At 61.7% G+C, this 18,231-nt stretch carries 17 protein-coding genes; 9 read left to right on the forward strand and 8 right to left on the reverse strand.

The annotated features are described in order from the left end of the window. Positions 1-8: 8 nt before the first annotated feature. The 3 genes from C0058_RS06495 to C0058_RS06505 are packed head-to-tail and all read right to left on the reverse strand — an operon-like array spanning position 9 to position 4,218. Positions 9-1,124 (reverse strand): ABC transporter substrate-binding protein, encoded by a 1,116-nt coding sequence (locus tag C0058_RS06495; protein WP_102368242.1) that lies wholly within the window; start codon positions 1,122-1,124, stop codon positions 9-11. Between the two features lie 28 nt (positions 1,125-1,152). Next, on the reverse strand, positions 1,153-1,833 hold the full coding sequence (locus C0058_RS06500) for a Fe2+-dependent dioxygenase (RefSeq protein WP_102368243.1): 681 nt from the start codon (positions 1,831-1,833) through the stop codon (positions 1,153-1,155). A gap of 3 nt (positions 1,834-1,836) precedes the next feature. Continuing rightward, complete coding sequence (locus C0058_RS06505) at positions 1,837-4,218, reverse strand: TonB-dependent siderophore receptor (RefSeq protein ID WP_087694266.1); 2,382 nt, start codon at positions 4,216-4,218, stop codon at positions 1,837-1,839. Positions 4,219-4,414: 196 nt separating this feature from the next. Here C0058_RS06505 and C0058_RS06510 point away from each other — a divergent pair, with 196 nt between their 5' ends. Together C0058_RS06510 and C0058_RS06515 are read left to right on the forward strand one after the other, a co-directional pair. Beyond that, complete coding sequence (locus C0058_RS06510) at positions 4,415-5,125, forward strand: response regulator (protein ID WP_003213692.1); 711 nt, start codon at positions 4,415-4,417, stop codon at positions 5,123-5,125. Beyond that, entirely contained in the window at positions 5,122-6,513 is a 1,392-nt protein-coding gene (locus C0058_RS06515; protein WP_087694265.1) for an ATP-binding protein, read from the forward strand. Before C0058_RS06510 ends, C0058_RS06515 begins: the two co-directional genes overlap by 4 nt. A gap of 140 nt (positions 6,514-6,653) precedes the next feature. Here the strand turns inward: C0058_RS06515 and C0058_RS06520 are convergent, their stop codons facing one another. The 4 genes from C0058_RS06520 to C0058_RS06535 form a co-directional block, all read right to left on the reverse strand. Beyond that, complete coding sequence (locus C0058_RS06520) at positions 6,654-6,854, reverse strand: SEC-C metal-binding domain-containing protein (protein WP_003213695.1); 201 nt, start codon at positions 6,852-6,854, stop codon at positions 6,654-6,656. Then, positions 6,851-7,351, reverse strand: a complete 501-nt coding sequence (locus tag C0058_RS06525; RefSeq protein ID WP_003213697.1) for an LEA type 2 family protein — start codon at positions 7,349-7,351, stop codon at positions 6,851-6,853. Before C0058_RS06525 ends, C0058_RS06520 begins: the two co-directional genes overlap by 4 nt. A 61-nt stretch (positions 7,352-7,412) precedes the next feature. After that, positions 7,413-7,883 carry a YchJ family protein gene (locus tag C0058_RS06530; protein ID WP_003213699.1) on the reverse strand — a complete coding sequence of 157 codons (471 nt, stop codon included), beginning with the start codon at positions 7,881-7,883 and terminating at the stop codon, positions 7,413-7,415. 4 nt (positions 7,884-7,887) lie between these two features. Further along, a complete protein-coding gene (locus C0058_RS06535; protein ID WP_008432105.1) occupies positions 7,888-8,385 on the reverse strand; it encodes a DUF6231 family protein in 498 nt (165 codons plus the stop codon). A 180-nt stretch (positions 8,386-8,565) separates the two neighbouring features. Between C0058_RS06535 and C0058_RS06540 the strand changes: the two genes are divergently transcribed. From C0058_RS06540 to C0058_RS06550, 3 genes are all read left to right on the forward strand, one after another. Beyond that, entirely contained in the window at positions 8,566-9,261 is a 696-nt protein-coding gene (locus tag C0058_RS06540) for an OmpA family protein (RefSeq protein WP_102368244.1), read from the forward strand. A 128-nt stretch (positions 9,262-9,389) separates the two neighbouring features. After that, entirely contained in the window at positions 9,390-9,683 is a 294-nt protein-coding gene (locus C0058_RS06545) for a DUF1145 domain-containing protein (RefSeq protein ID WP_102368245.1), read from the forward strand. Next, positions 9,676-10,434, forward strand: a complete 759-nt coding sequence (locus tag C0058_RS06550; protein ID WP_102368246.1) for a hypothetical protein — start codon at positions 9,676-9,678, stop codon at positions 10,432-10,434. Before C0058_RS06545 ends, C0058_RS06550 begins: the two co-directional genes overlap by 8 nt. Before the next feature lie 102 nt (positions 10,435-10,536). Here C0058_RS06550 and C0058_RS06555 read toward each other — a convergent pair whose 3' ends face one another. Continuing rightward, the gene (locus tag C0058_RS06555; protein ID WP_003213709.1) at positions 10,537-11,001 is read right to left on the reverse strand and encodes a CopD family protein; all 465 of its coding nucleotides are present in this window, start codon (positions 10,999-11,001) and stop codon (positions 10,537-10,539) included. Positions 11,002-11,100: 99 nt separating this feature from the next. Here C0058_RS06555 and dinG point away from each other — a divergent pair, with 99 nt between their 5' ends. The 4 genes from dinG (at position 11,101) to C0058_RS06575 (ending at position 18,206) form a co-directional block, all read left to right on the forward strand. After that, positions 11,101-13,245 (forward strand): ATP-dependent DNA helicase DinG, encoded by a 2,145-nt coding sequence (dinG, locus tag C0058_RS06560; RefSeq protein ID WP_008432096.1) that lies wholly within the window; start codon positions 11,101-11,103, stop codon positions 13,243-13,245. 95 nt (positions 13,246-13,340) lie between these two features. Beyond that, positions 13,341-15,668 carry a beta-galactosidase gene (locus C0058_RS06565; protein WP_102368247.1) on the forward strand — a complete coding sequence of 776 codons (2,328 nt, stop codon included), beginning with the start codon at positions 13,341-13,343 and terminating at the stop codon, positions 15,666-15,668. A gap of 92 nt (positions 15,669-15,760) precedes the next feature. Further along, complete coding sequence (locus C0058_RS06570; protein ID WP_102368248.1) at positions 15,761-16,906, forward strand: serine hydrolase domain-containing protein; 1,146 nt, start codon at positions 15,761-15,763, stop codon at positions 16,904-16,906. 142 nt (positions 16,907-17,048) lie between these two features. Continuing rightward, positions 17,049-18,206, forward strand: a complete 1,158-nt coding sequence (locus tag C0058_RS06575; protein WP_087694263.1) for an OmpA family protein — start codon at positions 17,049-17,051, stop codon at positions 18,204-18,206. Positions 18,207-18,231 lie beyond the last annotated feature (25 nt).

The following is an 18,231-nucleotide window of genomic DNA, read 5'->3' on the forward strand; positions in this document are numbered from 1 at the left end:
AGCCTTAGTTACTTGGGTTTGCCATCAATCCAGTAAGCACCCTGCAGCGGCATGCCGAGGAACTGTTGGTTCATCGCTTCCATGGTCGCCTTGGGATCCAGCTTGGCGAACAATTCCGGATGCACCCACTTGGCCAGCGCTTCAATCGCCAGCAGGTTGTACGGCGAGTTGTAGAAGTCATGCCACAGACCGTGGGAATTGCCCTCACGAATCGCCCGAAGGTTCACAAACTCAGGGCGGGCCAGCACGGTATCAAACGCGGCACGCGCGTCTTCGTTGCTCACGCCAGCACCCAGAATCAACCCGGGCTTGTGATTGCCGGTGGCCACATACACATCCGGGTCAGCTTTCAGCGCGTACTCGACACTGATATCTCCCAGCGCCCCCGGCACCACGTCGGCGGCGATGTTGCGCCCGCCCACCAGCTTGATCACTTCACCCATGCCGCTCTTGCCAGTGGTGTGCCCCGGTGCCTGCCAGGCGCCGGCCAGCAATTCCAGGAACACGCTCGGGCGCGGCCCGGCCGGCAAGGTGGCGACGGCGTCGGTGATCACCTTGATGTGCTGGTCATAAAAGTCGAGGAACGCCTTGGCCTGGGTTTCCCGGCCCAGGGCCTGGCCCAGGGCGGTCATGCTGGCGTGGGTGCCTTGCACCGGGTTGATGCGGAAGTCGACGAACAACACTGCAATGCCCGCCTTGGCCAACACGTCCGCCACCGGGCTGTGTTCAGTCGGGCCATGGCCGGAAATGCTGAACACCGCCAGGTCCGGTTTCAGCGAAAGAATTTCCTCGGCGCTGACGCTTTGCTCCGACGCCTGGCCAATCAGCGGAATGTCTTTTACCGTCGGAAATTTCGCCACGTAGGCGTTATAGGTGTGGGCGTCCAACAGTTTCAAATCATTCTGCCAGCCGACAATCCGTTGGAATGGCGCGTCCTTGTCCAGCAAGGCAAAGGCCGAAATCAGCCGGCCTTCGCCGAGCACCACGCGCTGCACGTGGTCTGGCACCTCGACCTTGCGGCCCAGCACGTCGGTGACTTCATGGGCGGCGGCGGTTTCGGCGTGGCCGAGGATCAGCACGGCAAACAGCGCGCCCAGCTTGAGGAAGTTGCGGGGTTTCAGCATGGCGAGAACTCCAGGTGAAGGCGGCGCATCAGACATCGCTCCAGCGCCGCAAAAGGTTGTGATAGGCGCCGCTCAGTTGCAGCAATGCGTGGTCGTCGGCGTGTTGCGCGGTGAGGCGTTGAATCGCCACGTCCATGTCCAGCAGCAGTTGGCGCTGGCTGTCTTCTCGCACCAGGCTTTCGATCCAGAAGAAACTGGCGATGCGCTCGCCGCGGGTGACCGGGTTGATCTTGTGCAAACTGCTGCCGGGATAAATCAGCAGGTGTCCGGCGGTCAGCTTCACCGAGTGCTCGCCGAAGGTGTCGCGGATCACCAGTTCGCCGCCGTCGTAGCTGGCCGGATCAGCCAGGAACAAGGTGGCGGAGATGTCGGTGCGCACCCGTTCGCGCACGCCCTTGAGGCCGCGAATCGCATTGTCGATATGCCAGTCGAAGGCCTCGCCGCCGCTGTAGCGGTTGAACAGCGGCGGGTAGATTTTCTTCGGCAGGGCGGCGGACATGAACAGCGCGTTGTCCGACAGCCGAGACAGAATCTGCTCACCCAGGCGAATCGCTACCGGCGCGTCTTCCGACAGCTGCCGGTTGTTTTTCGCCCTGGCCGAGCGTTGCCCGGCGGTAACCTTGCCGTCGACCCACGGTTGATCGAGCAGGGTGGTGACGGCCACCTCGACTTCTTCGGCACTCAACAGGCCGGGGATTTCGATCAGCACGGCTTAAAACTCATAGTCGACACTGGCGGTGAGCGTGCGCCCGGCGCCCGGAATGCCGTAGAGCTGGAAGCCGTCCAGGGACGCGCCGATCTGGCTGTAGTAGAACTTGTTAAACACGTTGTTCAGGTTGAGGTTGACCGTGGTTTGCCTGGTCACTTTGTATTGCGCAGCCACGTTGTTGAGCCAGTAGCCGGGGGCCTTTTCGTGGTCACGGGTGTAGATCGCGTACACGCCGGACGGGCCGGTGGCGTAGCTGCTGTTGTTGTTCAGGCCGCCGACGTATTTGTTGTCGCTGTAGCGGCGGCGTCCTACGTATTGCGCGCCGTAACTCAGGCTCAGGTCGTCGGTGACGGCGTAGGTGGTCCACAGGTTGGCGGTCAGGTCGGGAACGTTCTTGGCTTCCTCGCCTTTGTTTGCCCCTTTGGTCTGGGTGCTTTTCAGCGCGGAGAACCCGCTGTACACCGTCCAGCGCGGGCTGATATTGCCTTGCAGGCCCAGTTCCACACCGTCTACGCGCTTGGCGGGGAGGGCGCGTACCGGAGCGCTTTCGCCGTCCTGGTATTCCCAGGAGTTGTCCAGTTCGGTGCGGAAGATCGCGGCGGTGACGTTCAGCAGGTCGTGGGCAATGTCCCACTTGGTGCCGATCTCGTAGGTCTTCGACTTGGCCGGGGTGTAGTTGCTGGTGCTCGCGGCGCCGTAGATCTGGTTGTTGGTCGACGCGCCCAGGGCTGACGGTTGTGCCGCTTCGCTGTAGGACACGTAGATGCTGCCGTTAGGCAACGGCTTGTACACCGCGCCGACCCGGCCGCTCACGGCACCGTCGGTGCTGTCGATGGACGCTTGGCCACGCTGGGTGGTTTTGGCCTGCCAGTTGTCGTAGCGCAGGGAGCCGAGCACTTGCCACTGTTCATTCAGGGTGACGGTATCGCCCAGGTAGATGCCGGCGTTGTCGATCACTGAGCGTGGCTGGCCTTCACCCTTGGTCACTTCGCTGCTGGCGAAGCTGTGGTTCGGGTCGTTCATGTCGAAGAACAGATCGCCGGCTGGCACTTCGGCGTTGCGTTTCAGGCCGCCGTAGGTCTCGTGATAGAACTCGAGGCCGCTGACCACCGCGTGTTCCAGCCCGCCGGTATTGAGTTTGAAGGCGAAGTCGGTCTGGTTGTCGAGGATGGTGTAGCGCGTCGACTGGCCGAAGTCGCTCCCTCGCAAAATACCGTAGGCGGTGTTACCGCTGTTGGCGTATCCCGGGTACGCATTTACCGTGCTGCCGGGCACTTGGCTGATCGGTCCTACGCCGGTGTAGCCCAAGGTCGCACAGCGCGTGCCGGTGCAGGTTTTTTGGCCATTGCCGTTGGCGGCGAAGAAGCGCGCGGGCGAGAGCACCGCGAAGTTGTCGGTACGCTCCCACTTGGTCTGGTTCTTCAGGGTCGCTTCGTTCCAGTCGAAATCATGCTCGAAGCGGGTGGTCAGCGAAGTGGTTTTGGTCTGCTGGGTGTACAGGTGCGAGTCGCCATACCAGTTGGAGCGCTTGACTCCCGGCATGCGGTCGCCGTCGGTGCCGCGCTGGATCGGCACACCGCCGTCCGGCGTGTTGTCGTCCTTCTGGTAGAAGGTGTCGATAAACAGGCGGGTGTCGGTGCCCAGGCCGAAGCCGAGGGAGGTCGCGATGCCCCAGCGGTCGTAGTCCACGTCGTCACGCTCGGCCACCTGGTTGTAGTGCTTCATCAGGTTGATGCGCAGGGCGGTGGTGTCATTCAGTTGTTGGTTGAAATCGCCGGTGAGGCGGCGGTAGCTGTCGGTGCCGATGCCGGCCGAGAGTTTGTTGGCATCCCCCAGATGCGCCTCTTTACTCACCAGGTTGACGCTGCCGCCTACCGCGGAAACGCCGGATTCGATCGAGCCGGTGCCCTTGAACACTTCTGCCTGTTGCAGGTTGAAGGTGTCGGTGCGGGTCGATTGGCCGGCATCGCGCACACCGTCGACGGTCAGGCTCTGCTCCGAGGAAAACCCGCGAATCGAAAACAGGTCGCCCCAGCCCAGGTTGCCTTCGCCGGACATGAAGGTGATGCCCGGCACGTTGCGCAACACTTCCTGCAAGGTCTGCGCGTTTTGCTCCTTGAGCACTTGCTGCGGGACGATGGTTACGCTTTGCGGGGCATCAAGCAGCGGCTGGCTGATTTTTGCCGAGGTCACCCGGTCGACTTTAAAGGCGGAAGTGGCTTCACCGTCGATCTTGATTTCCGGCAGGCTCAGCACTGAATCATTCGACGCCGCCACCGGCGCATCGGCCCAGGCGGTGGGAGAAACGCTGCCGGCGGCAAGCAGGCCGAACATCGGCGCAAGGGTAGATTGCAGCGACAGGGCGCGCGGGGTAGGCAATGGCATTCGGAGTGACCTAGGCTAAATTACAATTAATCTCATTTAGATTCGGTAGTCTAAAGACCGATACCGGCCGCCATGCCGTGGCTTTGTAATGTGGATGCGTGATTACCGCTTCCCACAACATTCCATTACATTTGCGCGTACTCCTGGCTGAAGTTTCGGCTATCTCCTGCCTTTTGAGTTTCGGACGAATTGCCCCATGGCCAAGCAAGACCACCTGCTGATCGTTGATGACGACCCGCAAATCCGCCAATTGCTGTGCGACTACCTGAGTGACGCCGGCTTCCAGGTGTCCACCGCCGGCGACGGCAAGGAAATGCGCCGCCGCCTGGCGCTGAATGTCATCGACCTGATCGTCCTCGACCTGATGTTGCCCGGCGAAGACGGCCTGAGTTTGTGCCGCGAATTGCGCGTCAGCTCCAACACGCCGGTGATCATGCTCACCGCCAAGGGCACGCTGATCGACCGGATCGTCGGCCTGGAAATCGGCGCCGACGATTACCTGCCCAAGCCGTTCGACCCGCGGGAGTTGCTGGTGCGGATCAAAGTGGTGCTGCGCCGGGTGCAGAGTTTTCCGGACCGGGCGCGGCTCGATGAAGCACCGAGCATCAGCTTTGCCGGCTGGCAGCTGGACACCCGGGCCCGCCAATTGCTTTCGCCGGAAGGCGTGGTGGTCAGCCTCGGCAACTCCGATTACCGGGTGTTGCGCCTGTTATTGCAGCATCCCAACCGGCCGCTGAGCCGCGACTTTTTGCTCAACCACGTGTTCGACAAAGACAGCACGCCGTTCGACCGCTCGATTGATGTGTGCGTCAGCCGACTGCGCTCGCAGTTGCCGGCCGGGTTGATCAAGACCGTGCGCAACGAGGGTTACATGCTCACCGCCGACGACGTGGCGCTGCAATCGTGAAACTGCTGCCGCGTTCGCTGTTCGGCCGGCTGGTGCTGATCCTGGTCAGCGGCATGCTCGCGGCCCAGGCCCTGACCAGCAGCATCTGGTACGACATGCGCCACGGCCAGGTGCTGGAAATCCCCAGCCGGCTGATCGCCACGCGGCTGGCGGACGTGGTGCGGTTGGTACACAGCGATCCGGCGCAGGCGGATGTGCTGATCAAGCTGCTTGATACGCCGCGCTTTCGCCTGACCCTGAGTGACCAGGCCAGTGATGTGACAAGCAGCATCAGCGACAGCGACCAGGCCACCGAGCGCTTGCTGAATAAAGTGCTCTCGGAGAAAACCGGCTACACCCAGAACCTGCATCTGTTGAGCCTCAAGCTGCTGGATGCCGAGGGCCAGCATGCCGGGCTGTCGACTCTGCTCAGCTCCAGGCCTGTGGTGGGGCAATTCCTGATTGACCTGCGTTTGCCGGACGGGCGCTGGCTGCAGGTGCAGGCCACCGAAGAACAAGGCTGGACCAGTACTTCGCCGATGGACTTGCTGTTCGATTACGTGATGCGCATTTATCTGCTGCGGGTATTGGTGCTGGTGATCATTGCCCTGGTGGCGGTGCGCCTGGCCATTCGCCCGCTCAACGCCCTGGCCAAGGCTGCCGAAGCCTTGGGCCGGGACATCCAGCGGCCACCGCTGGCCCTCGATGGGCCCACCGAAGTGCGCCGTGCCGCCCAGGCGTTCAACGCCATGCAGCAGCGGCTGATCGCCAATATCGCCGAGCGCACGCGCTTCCTGGCGGCGATTTCCCACGACCTGCGCTCGCCCATTACGCGCCTGCGGTTACGTACGGAAATGCTCGACGACAACCGCACCAAAGAACGTTTTCGCAGCGACCTGGAAGAAATGGAGCACATGGTTTCCAGCACCCTGGACTTCGTCAGCAGCGGCGAAATCAACGAGAAGCGCCAGAACATCGACATCAACGCCTTGCTGCAAAGCTTGCAGGCGGACCTGCAGGACGTGGGCGAGACGGTGACGATAGAAGGGCGGGCCAAACAGCCATTGCCGGGGTATGCCCGCAGTCTCAAGCGTTGTGTGCAGAACCTGCTGGAGAACGCGGTGCGTTATGGCTCCGAGGTGGTGGTGCGGGTAGAAGACAAGGCGGACAGTTTGAAGATTGTCATCAGCGACCGTGGGCCGGGGATTCCCCAGGAACAACTGGAACAGGTGATGGAGCCGTTTTACCGGGTGGAAGGCTCACGCAATGTGGAAACCGGTGGTTACGGGCTGGGGTTGAGTATCGCGCATACGATCGCCAGTGCCCATGACGGTCGGTTGAGCTTGAGCAATCGGGAGGGTGGGGGGTTGGAGGTGGTGTTGGAGTTTCAGCGCAAATCCTGGCCTTGAAATGCAGGCTAAATGTGGGAGCGGGCTTGCTCGCGAAAGCGGTGTATCAGTAACAGAGAGGTTGACTGACACTGCGCTTTCGCGAGCAAGCCCGCTCCCACATTTGGATGTGCAGTGTTTCGAGAATCGGGTTTCTTAACTCAAGCCCCGTGGCACTTCTTGAATTTCTTCTCGCTGCCGCACGGGCAAGGATCGTTACGACCCACGTCCTTCAACGTATTGCGCACCGGCTCCTGGTGAGCGTGGCCGCAGTTCGGGCCGTGGACATGGCCGTGGTCGTGATCATGATGATCGTGATCGTGGTTGCAGTCGGGACCATGGACATGGGGTTGCTGAGTCATCGATGTCGCTCCGGAATAAAATCGCCGGGGATTATCTCGCCATTGCGCAACACCTGCACGTCGTTCCCGATAAATAAACCGGTTTTCAACTCGCCTTCAAGACGATAGGGCACGGGATCGCGCGGATTTTTCAGCATGTCGACCACATCGCGGATCTGCGGCCACAGGTTGGTGCGCACCGATACCCGGAAAAAAGCGTGGCTGTGGGGTGGCACGGTCAGCCATTCGTTGGACTCGCCTTCGGTCAGCACCATCGTGCCGAGGCTGACCTTGTAAACCAGGCCGCGTACGGTCAGGTCGTTGTCGTCGCGGTTATCCACGCGGAAATACAGCTTGAACTTCTGCTCCAGCAACTTGACCCGCACGGGGTCGACCTTGACCAGACGCACCTCGGGGGCGGGCGTATCGTCGGCGAACCACGACGCGCAGCCGGAGAGCCCCAGCATCAATGCCAGCAGAAGGCTGTAAGTCCTGAATACCCGCGCCTGAGAAACCATGCCGTTACTCCGTGTGAAGAGTCAGCATAGCAAGCGAGAGCCTGTCGGGTATCAATGAATGTCAGAGGTAGCCGGAACAGCACTTCTTGAATTTCTGCCCGCTGCCACACACGCAGGCGTCATTACGCCCGGCCTTCACGTCCACTGTCGGGTCGATAAAGTACCAGTGCTCATTGTTCTGTACGAAAGATGAGCGCTCGCGGTGGCTGTGTTCGCCGGTGCTGTCATGCCAGCGAGCGGTAAAGGTCACGAAGGCGTGTTCCGGCTGGCCGCCGAACACCTCGGAGCTTTCCACTGAAAGGCCCAGCCAGGTGCTTTGGGCGCTCCAGGCGCCGATGGCGGCGGTGTCCAGCCCGGCTTGCTGCGCAGGCAGGGTGGTTGCCACCAGGTAGTCCACCAGGCCCAGCACATAGGCGCTGTAGCGCGAACGCATCAACGCTTCGGCGCAGGGGGCCGGGTGGCCGGCGTGATAATGACCGCAGCAGGCATCCAGCAGGTTGCCGCTGCCGCAGGGGCAAATGGATGTACTCATCGGGTTACCACCAATACTTTCCAAAGTTTTGCGGGTTGGCCCAGAAGCGGGCGTTCAGCCAATCCGGCACCTGTTTATAGTCAAGCAGATCATAGGTAAACAGCGTCAAAACCTGATCGTCGCGCTGGAAACGCTCGCTGGCTTGCAGGGCCAGGGAGAAGAAATCGGTGTCTTTCCAGTGGCAGGCCTCCAGGTCCACCAGCACCGCAATGCGACTGGCATTGAGGTTGCGAATGCCCCCCAGCAAGGTCAGGCCCGCAGGTTTTGACAGGTGTTCCAGGCAACCGACCGCCAGTGCCAGGTCAAAACGCTGGGCCGCGAGGTCGGTGGGCAAGGGACCGGGCTCGGCGAAGGACACCACGGTATCCGGGTGTGCTTCCTTAAAGGCATCCAGCGCCGGGAACTGGCTGGCGCCCAATAACAACAGGCGTTTGGGCGCGTGAAGATCAAGCAGCGCAGCGAGCGCTTGCTGGGGTGTACGGGAAGAAATACCGGCAGTCATCGAAGATCCTCACATCAGGACCGTAGAGACTAGCCTGCCTGAGCGTGCGGGCCTAGAGCGGGCGGTGAGAATAAACCGCTCGGCCCAATGAATACTGGGGTGTGACACGCTGGCGCAGATGAAAAGAGCCGTCTTTACTCCACTCGTCGGCCCCCGCCGATCCCCTCAGGAGAAAGTCAGATGAGCATCATGCGGACAGCTCTACCCTTGGTTCTGCTAACCGGAGTATTGACAGGTTGCGCAGGCTTGCAAAAAACCGACTGGCCCACCTGTGCCGCCGTCGGCGGTGTGACCGGTGCTGCCATTGGTGCGACCCAAAGCTCGTCCTATGCAGGCTACGGCGCACTGCTGATTGGCGGCATGGCTGGCGCCTATTGCTGGGTGCATGGCGACGGTGACGAGGACGGCGATGGCGTACCGGACAGTCGCGACAAGTGCCCTGGCACGCCAAAAGGCGTGCAGGTCGACGCCAATGGCTGCCCTCCGGTGCCGGTAGCGGTGGTTCAAGAGGAAGTGGTAGTGGTCAAGGAAGAAACCATCGTGATTCGTGACGTGCACTTCGAGTTCGACTCCGCGAAGCTCACGGCTGCCGACAAAATCAAGCTCGACGTGATTGCCACCCGCCTGAAAAAAGAGGCCCCGAGTGCGCAGCTGCGCGTCAGCGGGCATACCGACAGTGTCGGTAAAGATGCCTACAACCAGAAACTCTCTGAACGACGCGCTCATTCGGTGACCGACTACCTGGTCAGTTCCGGCATCCCGCGCAGCAGTTTTGTCTCCGTGACCGGCGCCGGCGAAAGCCACCCCGTAGCCGATAACAAAACCGCTGATGGCCGCGCGCTGAACCGCCGCGTGGAAATTCAGATCAACCGCTGACCCCGCCTCAAGGCCCCTGCGGAATCCCCAGGGGCCCCTTCATCAATTTTTTAATCCTTCACTGGCACAACGCCTGTAGAAGTCGTTACTGTGCGCCCAAAGAATAATGTGCAAGGGGAGCGTGCGGGATGAAGGTGTTTTGGGGGCTGGGTAAATTCTTGACGTTGCTGTTCTGGGTCGTGGTGGTGGTCAACCTGATCACACCGCTGATCAACCCGTTCCACCTGTTGGTCAACCTGGCCGGCAGCCTGTTGTTGCTGACCCATGTTCTGGAACTGCTGTTGTTCAACGGCAGTGTGAAAACCCGTGCCCATCCCTGGCGTGACCGCTTGCAGATCCTGCTGGTGGGTATGTTCCATGTGCAGAGCTTTTCGACGCCGACACCGACTAATGATGTAAACAAGGAGGCCAATCATGCGTAAGGTTTTTCTGTTGGCCCTGCTGGCCAGCCCCATTGCCCTGGCCCAGAGCGTCAGCGTCGAGACCAACTCCTTGATGCGCCTGCCCAACAGCAGTGGTGTGTTGCAACTGGAGCGACTGGACGTGGCGGATTACGGCACCTTGCTGATTCCCGCCAATATCACCCAGGTGACCATGGATGAACTGCACCTGGGCCGCGACGCGCGAATCGCCATCGTGCCCGGTAGCACCACGTTGCAACTGCAGGTGCGTCAGGCGCAGCTGGAGCAGGGCAGCCAGATCACCTCACGCGGCGCTCCCGGTACCCATGAGCGCCCGGCCAAGGCGGGGCGTGACCTGGTGTTGCGGATTAACTCGCTGACGGCCGATGAGCTGTCGGTGGATGCCCGCGGTGGCGCGGGTGCCCAGGGTTATGCCGGGCTGGATGGTGCCAACGGCGAAGACCCGGGCTGCACCTGGGGTTCGGCCGGGCGCGGTGCCAATGGCGACAACGGCGGCGACGGGCTGCCGGGCGCGGCGGGCGCGCAGGTCCGTGTGGAATTGCCGCAGGACTTCCCGGGCGAGAAGATCAAGGTCTGGGTAGACGGCGGAGCCGGTGGTTTGGCGGGCACGGCGGGCAAGCCGGGTAAAGGCGGGCAGTCCAAGGGGTGCCTGGTGTACCGCGCGGATGGCGGCGAAAAGGGCAGGGCCGGGTTGGAAGGGCAGCCGGGGCCAGCGGGGCCTGCGGGTGCTGTGACCATTCAGAGGCTCTGAGGCGACTGGCCTGACGCTTTCGCGAGCAAGCCCGCTCCCACATTTGAAACGCATTCCAAATGTGGGAGCGGGCTTGCTCGCGAAAGCGGTCTACTAGGCGCTTCAGAACATCGGCCGTGCCGAAGCAATCGCCACCAGCACCAACCCCACTATCAAGTTGATCCCCACCAATTTACGAATCTGCCCCAAGGCCGCAGCCCCGGCCGGCCAATCCTCCGCCGCCACCGCCACGCGCAGCTCCGGCAACTTCAGCGCCTGAATCCGGATAAACAGCGCCGTCATCACCACATATAGCCCCATCATGACCTGTACATAACGCGGCGCGGTCTCAAACCCGCTGAAGCGCAGTTGCAGCAGGCCGACACCGCTGATCGGCAACACCAGCACCGCCACCCAGACCCACACGAAAAAACGTTGAAACACATTTACCCAGAGTTTCAGCCGGGCCGGCCCGTCCAGCGCGGCCATGGCGGCGGGGCGCAGGATCATCCAGGCGAAAAACATACCGCCGACCCAGATCAGGGCGGCCAGTACATGCAGGGTGTAAGCGAAGCTAAAGACGGTCATTGGGGTACTCCGTTCTGCGCGGGATTAATTAGCGGGGTATGATAGCGGCCGATCCGAACCACTGAAAATTTATCCAGCGTTTTTTGCGCCCGACTATCCATGATCAGCACTGAACTCAAAACCACGATCCAGGGCGCCTACTCGCGTTTTCTCGAAGCCAAGAGCTTGAAGCCGCGGTACGGCCAGCGCCTGATGATCGCCGAAGTCGCCAAGGTCCTCGGGGATATCGACACCGACGACGAAGGTCGGCGCAGTGGCGACCCCGCCGTGGTGGCCGTCGAGGCCGGCACCGGTACCGGTAAAACCGTGGCCTACAGCCTGGCGGCGATCCCCACCGCCAAGGCCGCCGGCAAGCGCCTGGTGATTGCCACCGCCACCGTCGCCCTGCAAGAGCAGATTGTCTACAAGGACCTGCCCGACCTGATGCGCAACAGCGGCCTGAATTTCACCTTCGCCCTGGCCAAGGGCCGTGGGCGCTATATGTGCCTGTCCAAGCTCGACGTGCTGTTGCAGGAAGGCCACGCGCAAACCGCCACTGCCTCGCTGTTCGAAGAAGAAGGCTTCAAGATCGAAGTCGATGAGGTCAGTCAGAAGCTGTTTACCAGCATGATCGAGAAACTGGCGGGCAATAAATGGGACGGCGACCGCGACAGCTGGCCCAATGCCCTGGAAGACGCCGACTGGGCACGGCTGACCACCGATCACAGCCAGTGCACCAACCGTCATTGCCCCAACTTCGGCCAGTGCGCCTTCTACAAGGCCCGGGAGGGCATGGGCAAGGTCGACGTTATTGTCACCAACCATGACATGGTCCTCGCCGACCTCGCCCTGGGGGGCGGCGCCGTGTTGCCCGACCCGCGCGACACACTCTACGTGTTCGACGAAGGCCATCACCTGCCCGACAAGGCCATCGGCCACTTTGCTCACTACACGCGGCTGCGCTCCACCGCCGACTGGCTGGAAACCACCGCCAAGAACCTCACCAAGTTGCTCGCCCAGCACCCGCTGCCGGGCGACCTGGGCAAGTTGATTGAGCAGGTGCCGGAGCTGGCGCGGGAGATCAAGACCCAGCAGCAATTCATGTTCAGCGCCTGCGAACAGGTGGCAGACTTCAAGCCCGGCGAAGACGTGGAAGGCCGCGAACGGCCGCGCCATCGTTTCGTTGGCGGGCTGATCCCCGAGCACATGCGCGAAATGGGCGTCGAGCTGAAAAAGGGCTTTTCGCGCCTGACCGACTTGTTCACCCGTCTCACCGATTTGCTCAAGGAAGGCATGGATGGCGAGGTCAATATCGGCATCGCCAGCAATCAGGCTGAAGAATGGTACCCGCTGTTTGGCAGCCTGCTGTCCCGTTCCCAGGGCAACTGGGAGTTGTGGACCGCCTTTACCGTCGAAGACCCGGAAGACAACCCGCCCATGGCCCGTTGGCTGACCCTGTCGGAAAGCGGTGCGCTGTTCGATATCGAGGTCAACGCCAGCCCGATCCTGGCGGCGGAAATGCTCCGACGCAACCTGTGGAACGTGGCCTACGGTGCCTTGGTCACCTCGGCCACGCTGACGGCCCTGGGCACCTTCGACCGCTTCCGCATGCGCGCCGGGCTGCCGAAAAAGGCCGTCACCGCCGTGGTGCCCAGCCCGTTCCATCACGCCGACGCCGGTGTGCTGCGGGTACCGGACCTCAAGGCCGACCCACGGGATGCGCCGGCCCACACGGCGGCGATCATTCGTGACCTGCCATCATTGGTGGAGGGCTCACGGGGCACGCTGGTGTTGTTCTCGTCCCGCAAACAGATGCAGGACGTGTTCGACGGCCTCGACCGTGACTGGCGCAAGCAGGTGTTTATCCAGGGCAACCTGTCGAAACAGGAAACCCTGAACAAGCACAAGGCGCGGGTGGATGGCGGCGATTCCAGCGTGCTGTTCGGCCTCGCGAGTTTCGCCGAGGGTGTGGATTTGCCCGGTGCCTACTGCGAACACGTGGTGATCGCCAAGATCCCGTTCTCGGTGCCGGATGATCCGGTGGAAGCCGCGTTGGCCGAATGGATCGAAGCCCGGGGCGGCAATCCGTTCATGGAGATCTCGGTGCCGGACGCTTCCTTGAAACTGGTCCAGGCCTGCGGCCGCCTGCTGCGTACCGAAGAAGATCGCGGCACCATCACCTTGCTTGACCGGCGTCTGGTTACCCAGCGCTATGGGAAAGCTATCCTGAATGCTTTACCGCCGTTTCGGCGGGAAATTTCTTAAGGCCCAGTGGGCGAATTCGCCCACTTTGTGGTCTATCTCACCATCGCTTCACGTCATCAGGCCAGTCACCGGCCGTTTGGGAGAACCTTGTTCACATGATTCGCACGCTGCCCGCTGTTTTTGCCCTGTTGTTTGCCGCGCCATTGCTGGCTGCGCCTGCCGGGCAACAAACCTTGTTCAACTTTGTACGGCCCGCCGATGTGGTCAAGGTGGCGACCCAGGACGCCAGCCTGCCGCAATACAACGCCGAACAAACCGCTGAAGGCGAAGTGCTGCGCCGTATCACCTTCAACCCGGCGGCCGAACCGAGCCTGGTGCTCAGCCCGCAGACCGGCGCCTGGGACTGGTCGCAATCCGGTGCCATGAGCCTGCGGATTCAAAGTGCGATGGACTGGGCGCTGACCCTGTACGTCAAGGTGCAGAGCAATGACGGCCGAACGCTGTTCAGCCGTATCGACCTGCCAGCCGGTCCCGCGCAAACGCTGTTGATTCCGCTGCAAGCCAACTCGCCCCTGAGCCAGGGGATGAAGGCCGGCCCGCCGATGCCGATCACCGTCGATGGCCAGCGCGTGCTGCTGGCCAGCAGCGAAGGGGAGATCGACCGCAGCCAGATCGTGTCGGTGACCCTGTCGATGATCAAGCCGAACGTTGCCCAAAGCATCTTGCTCGAACGCTTTGGCGTGCAGGACATCGCGCCGGTACTCAAGGCTACCTACAGCGATCTGGTGGACGCCTATGGGCAGTCCACCCGCGCCCGGTGGCCGGAGAAAGTCAGCAGCGACGAGCAGTTGAGGGCCGCAGCGGTCAAGGAACAGCAACAGCTCAAGGGCTGGCTGGCCGAGCGCGACAAGGCCTCCCTGGACAAATTCGGCGGCTGGAACAAGGGCCCGGCCTTTGACGCCAGCGGCTTCTTCCGCACCGAGAAGCGCGACGGGCGCTGGTACCTGGTGACACCGGAAGGCCATCCGTTCTACTCCCTGGGCGTCAACACCGTCGCCCCGGACAACAGCCAGACCTACGTGGCGGGCCGCGAATGGATGTTTGCCGCGCTGCCCAAGGCCGGCGAGCCTTTCGACAAATACTACGGCAGCGGTGACAGCCGCAGCGGCAATGGTGCCGATCAGGGGCGCAGCTTTAATGTCGGCCGCTGGTACGACTTCTATGGCGCCAACCTGCAGCGTACCTATGGCCAGCCGTGCGTGCCGCCGGCACCTTGTGCTCCGGAAGGTTTCGACCAGAAACGCTGGGTCAGCCACACCCTCGACCGCCTGCGGGCCTGGGGTTTCAATACTGTCGGCAACTGGAGTGCGCCGCAGCTGGCGACCGCCGACCGCGTGCCTTACACCTTGCCACTGTCGATCGTCGGTGATTACGCGAGCATCAGCACCGGCACCGATTGGTGGGGCGGCATGCCCGACCCGTTCGACCCGCGCTTCGCCATGGCCACCGAGCGTGCGGTGGCAATTGCCGCCCGTGACCATCGCGACGACCCGTGGCTGATCGGCTTCTTTGCCGACAACGAACTGGCCTGGGCCGGTCCCGGTGATGATGCGAAATCCCGCTACGCCCTGGCCTACGGCACCCTGCGCATGACCACCGACGTGCCGGCCAAGCGCGCGTTTCTCAAGCAATTGCGCGACAAGTACCGCAACCAGGAGGGGCTTTCCAGGGCCTGGGGCATCGAGCTGCCCGCCTGGGAACTGATGGAAGACCCGGGCTTTGTGCCGCCAATGCCAAGCCCGGAGCACCCGGAAATCGAAGCGGACTTCAAGTACTTCCAGAAGACCTTTGCCGAGGCCTACTTCAAGACCATCTCCGATGCATTGAAATGGCATGCGCCCAACCAGCTGTTGCTGGGTGGCCGATACGCGGTCAGCACGCCGGAAGCGGTGGCGTCCTGCGCGCAGTATTGCGATGTGCTGAGCTTCAACATGTACACCCTCAAGCCTCAGGACGGCTACGACTTTGCGGCCCTGCGGACGTTGGACAAGCCGGTGCTGATCACCGAATTCAACTTCGGCTCGGCGGACCGCGGCCCGTTCTGGGGCGGCGTGACGCAGTTGGCTCGGGAAGAGGATCGTGGGGTTGCCTACGCCAACTTCCTGAAGCAGGCCATGGCCGAACCGTCGATTGTCGGCGTGCATTGGTTCCAGTACCTGGACCAGCCGGTTACCGGCCGTTTGCTTGACGGCGAAAACGGCCACTTCGGCCTGGTCGGCATCACCGATGTGCCGTTCCAGGGGTTTGTCGACAGTGTGCGCAAAAGTAACCTGGCTGCCGTCGATCAGCTGGGCAAGGAGGCCGAAAAGGCCAAGGCTGCCGCAGCGGTCCACGCCGGTGAGGGCGGCAAGCCCGGGCGTGAAGGCAATGCAGCAGCGCCGGGTGCAGAGCATTCCGGCGGGCATTCCGGCAAAGGTCATTGATGGGGGCTGATCGACGAGAGCGGGTTCACAAATCGCTCAATGGCTGGAACAATGTCGGCCACTTTCTGTAGTACTTTTCCAAGGGGGCTTAGGTGCAGATTCAGGGTCATTACGAGCTTCAATTCGAAGCGGTGCGTGAAGCCTTCGCCGCGCTGTTCGACGACCCTCAGGAACGTGGTGCCGCGCTGTGCATCCAGATTGGCGGCGAAACCGTCGTCGACTTGTGGGCCGGTACCGCCGACAAGGACGGTGCCGAGGCCTGGCAAAGCGACACCATTGCCAACCTGTTCTCCTGCACCAAGACCTTTACGGCTGTCACGGCGCTGCAACTGGTGGCCGAAGGCAAGTTGCAGCTGGATGCGCCGGTCGCCAAGTACTGGCCGGAGTTTGCTGCCGCGGGCAAGGAAGCCATCACCCTGCGCCATCTGCTCTGCCACCAGGCCGGGTTGCCGGCCCTGCGTGAAACGCTGCCCGCCGAAGCCCTGTACGACTGGCAGATGATGGTCGACGCCCTCGCCGCCGAAGCGCCATGGTGGAAGCTCGGGGAAGGGCACGGTTATGCGGCGATTACCTATGGTTGGCTGGTGGGCGAGTTGCTGCGCCGCGCCGACGGTCGTGGGCCAGGCGAGTCCATCGTGGCCCGGGTTGCACGGCCACTGGGCCTGGATTTTCATGTGGGGTTGGCAGATGAAGAGTTTTATCGAGTTGCCCATATAGCCCGAGGCAAGGGCAATGTTGGCGATGAGGCGGCACAACGTTTACTTCAAGTAACGATGCGCGAGCCGACGGCGATGACTACCCGTGCATTTACCAATCCACCGTCTATTCTGACCAGCACTAATAAACCCGAATGGCGGCGTATGCAGCAGCCAGCGGCAAATGGTCACGGTAATGCGCGAAGTCTGGCGGGTTTTTATAGTGGGCTGCTCGACGGTAGTTTGCTGGAAGCCGATATGCTCGAAGAGTTGACCCGCGAACACAGTATCGGCCCGGATAAAACCTTATTGACACAAACCCGGTTCGGGCTGGGTTGCATGTTGGATCAACCGCACGTGCCAAACGCCACGTTCGGCCTTGGCCCACGGGCCTTTGGGCATCCCGGGGCCGGTGGTTCGGTGGGGTTTGCCGATCCGGAACATGATGTAGCCTTTGGTTTTGTGACCAATACATTGGGCCCTTATGTACTTATGGACCCGCGGGCGCAAAAGTTGGTAAGAATATTGGCCGGTTGTCTGTAAATAGCTTGCTGTCTTGCGTTTTTTTGTTACAAAGGCACATACAAAAAGACGCTAAGCGAAATGTTGTAACTTTAATGTTCCAGAAGCGTCTGTTTAACGGGTCATTCAGGCCCCTGATTTTTTCTCATTTTGTGGATATCTCATGTTATCGAACAAGTCCTTGGCACTGGCGCTATGCCTCACTATTACTGGCTGTGCACAAACCCCACAAAATGATGCCGAGGGCGGGCATTGGTGGTCATTTGGCTCCGATAAGGCTGCTACCAAGGACGCAGTGAGCCAGGCCGACACCAAACCGGATGCCAAGCCGGCGGTCGCGGCCAAGGCGCCAGCGCCGGTAGCACCCGCTGCTGCACCTGCACCGGTTGCGAAGGCGGATACCGGCTCCAGCTGGTGGCCGTTCTCGTCGAAAGCCGACGACGCCAAGGCAGACCTGAAGGCCGACCTCAAGGCGGCAACGCCTGCCTCCGGCGCCCCGGCTGATGCACCGGCCGCTGCACCTGCCGTTGCCAAGACGGATACCGATACCAAATGGTGGTGGCCGTTCGAAAGCAAGCCAAAGCCATTGGCCAAGGTCGACGTCGCCAACATCCCGATGCCTGATCCAAAAATCACCCAGGCCTGGCTGGACGACTACGAGCCACGCCTGCGTCTCGCGATCAAGGACAGCAACCTGCAACTGGAACGCCGCGACAACGTATTGGTGGTGATTGCTCCGGTTGACGGCTCCTACAACCCGAAACGCCCGGCGATGTTGCTGCCGGTGACCCTGGGTCCGTTCACCCGTGTTGCCAAGGCCGTTGAAGGCGATCCGAAAACTGCCGTACTGGTCCTGGGCCATGTAGATACCTCGGGTGCCGAGCCGGTGAGCCAGGCCCTGACCAAGGAACGTGCACAGTCCATCGCTTCGATCTTCAGCCTCAGCGGCCTGAAGCAGGACCGCCTGATGCTGCGTGGCATGGGCGACCTGATGCCGCGTGCCGCCAACGACAGCAACCAGGGCCGCGCCCTGAACCGTCGCATGGAAATCATGTTCACCCAGCGCACCACCATGCTGGCCCTGTTGAGCAAGTACAATTCGGCCAACCCGCCGAAGGCTGAAATGGTCGCTGTGCAGGACGTTCCTGCTCCAGCCGCTGCTCCGGTCAAAAAAGCTGCCGCTCCGGCGAAAAAAACCGTCGCCAAGAAAGCTGCCGCCAAGCCGGCTGCCAAAAAGGCCCCGGCCAAGCCTGCTGCTAAAAAGCCAGCACCTGCCAAGGCCGCCGCTCCAGCTGCTACCAACGACCAGGCGAAGAACTGATTATTTGAGCAAGAAGGATAAAGCC

The sequence above is a fragment of the Pseudomonas sp. NC02 genome (assembly GCF_002874965.1).
In the GTDB taxonomy this organism is placed as follows: Bacteria; Pseudomonadota; Gammaproteobacteria; order Pseudomonadales; family Pseudomonadaceae; genus Aquipseudomonas.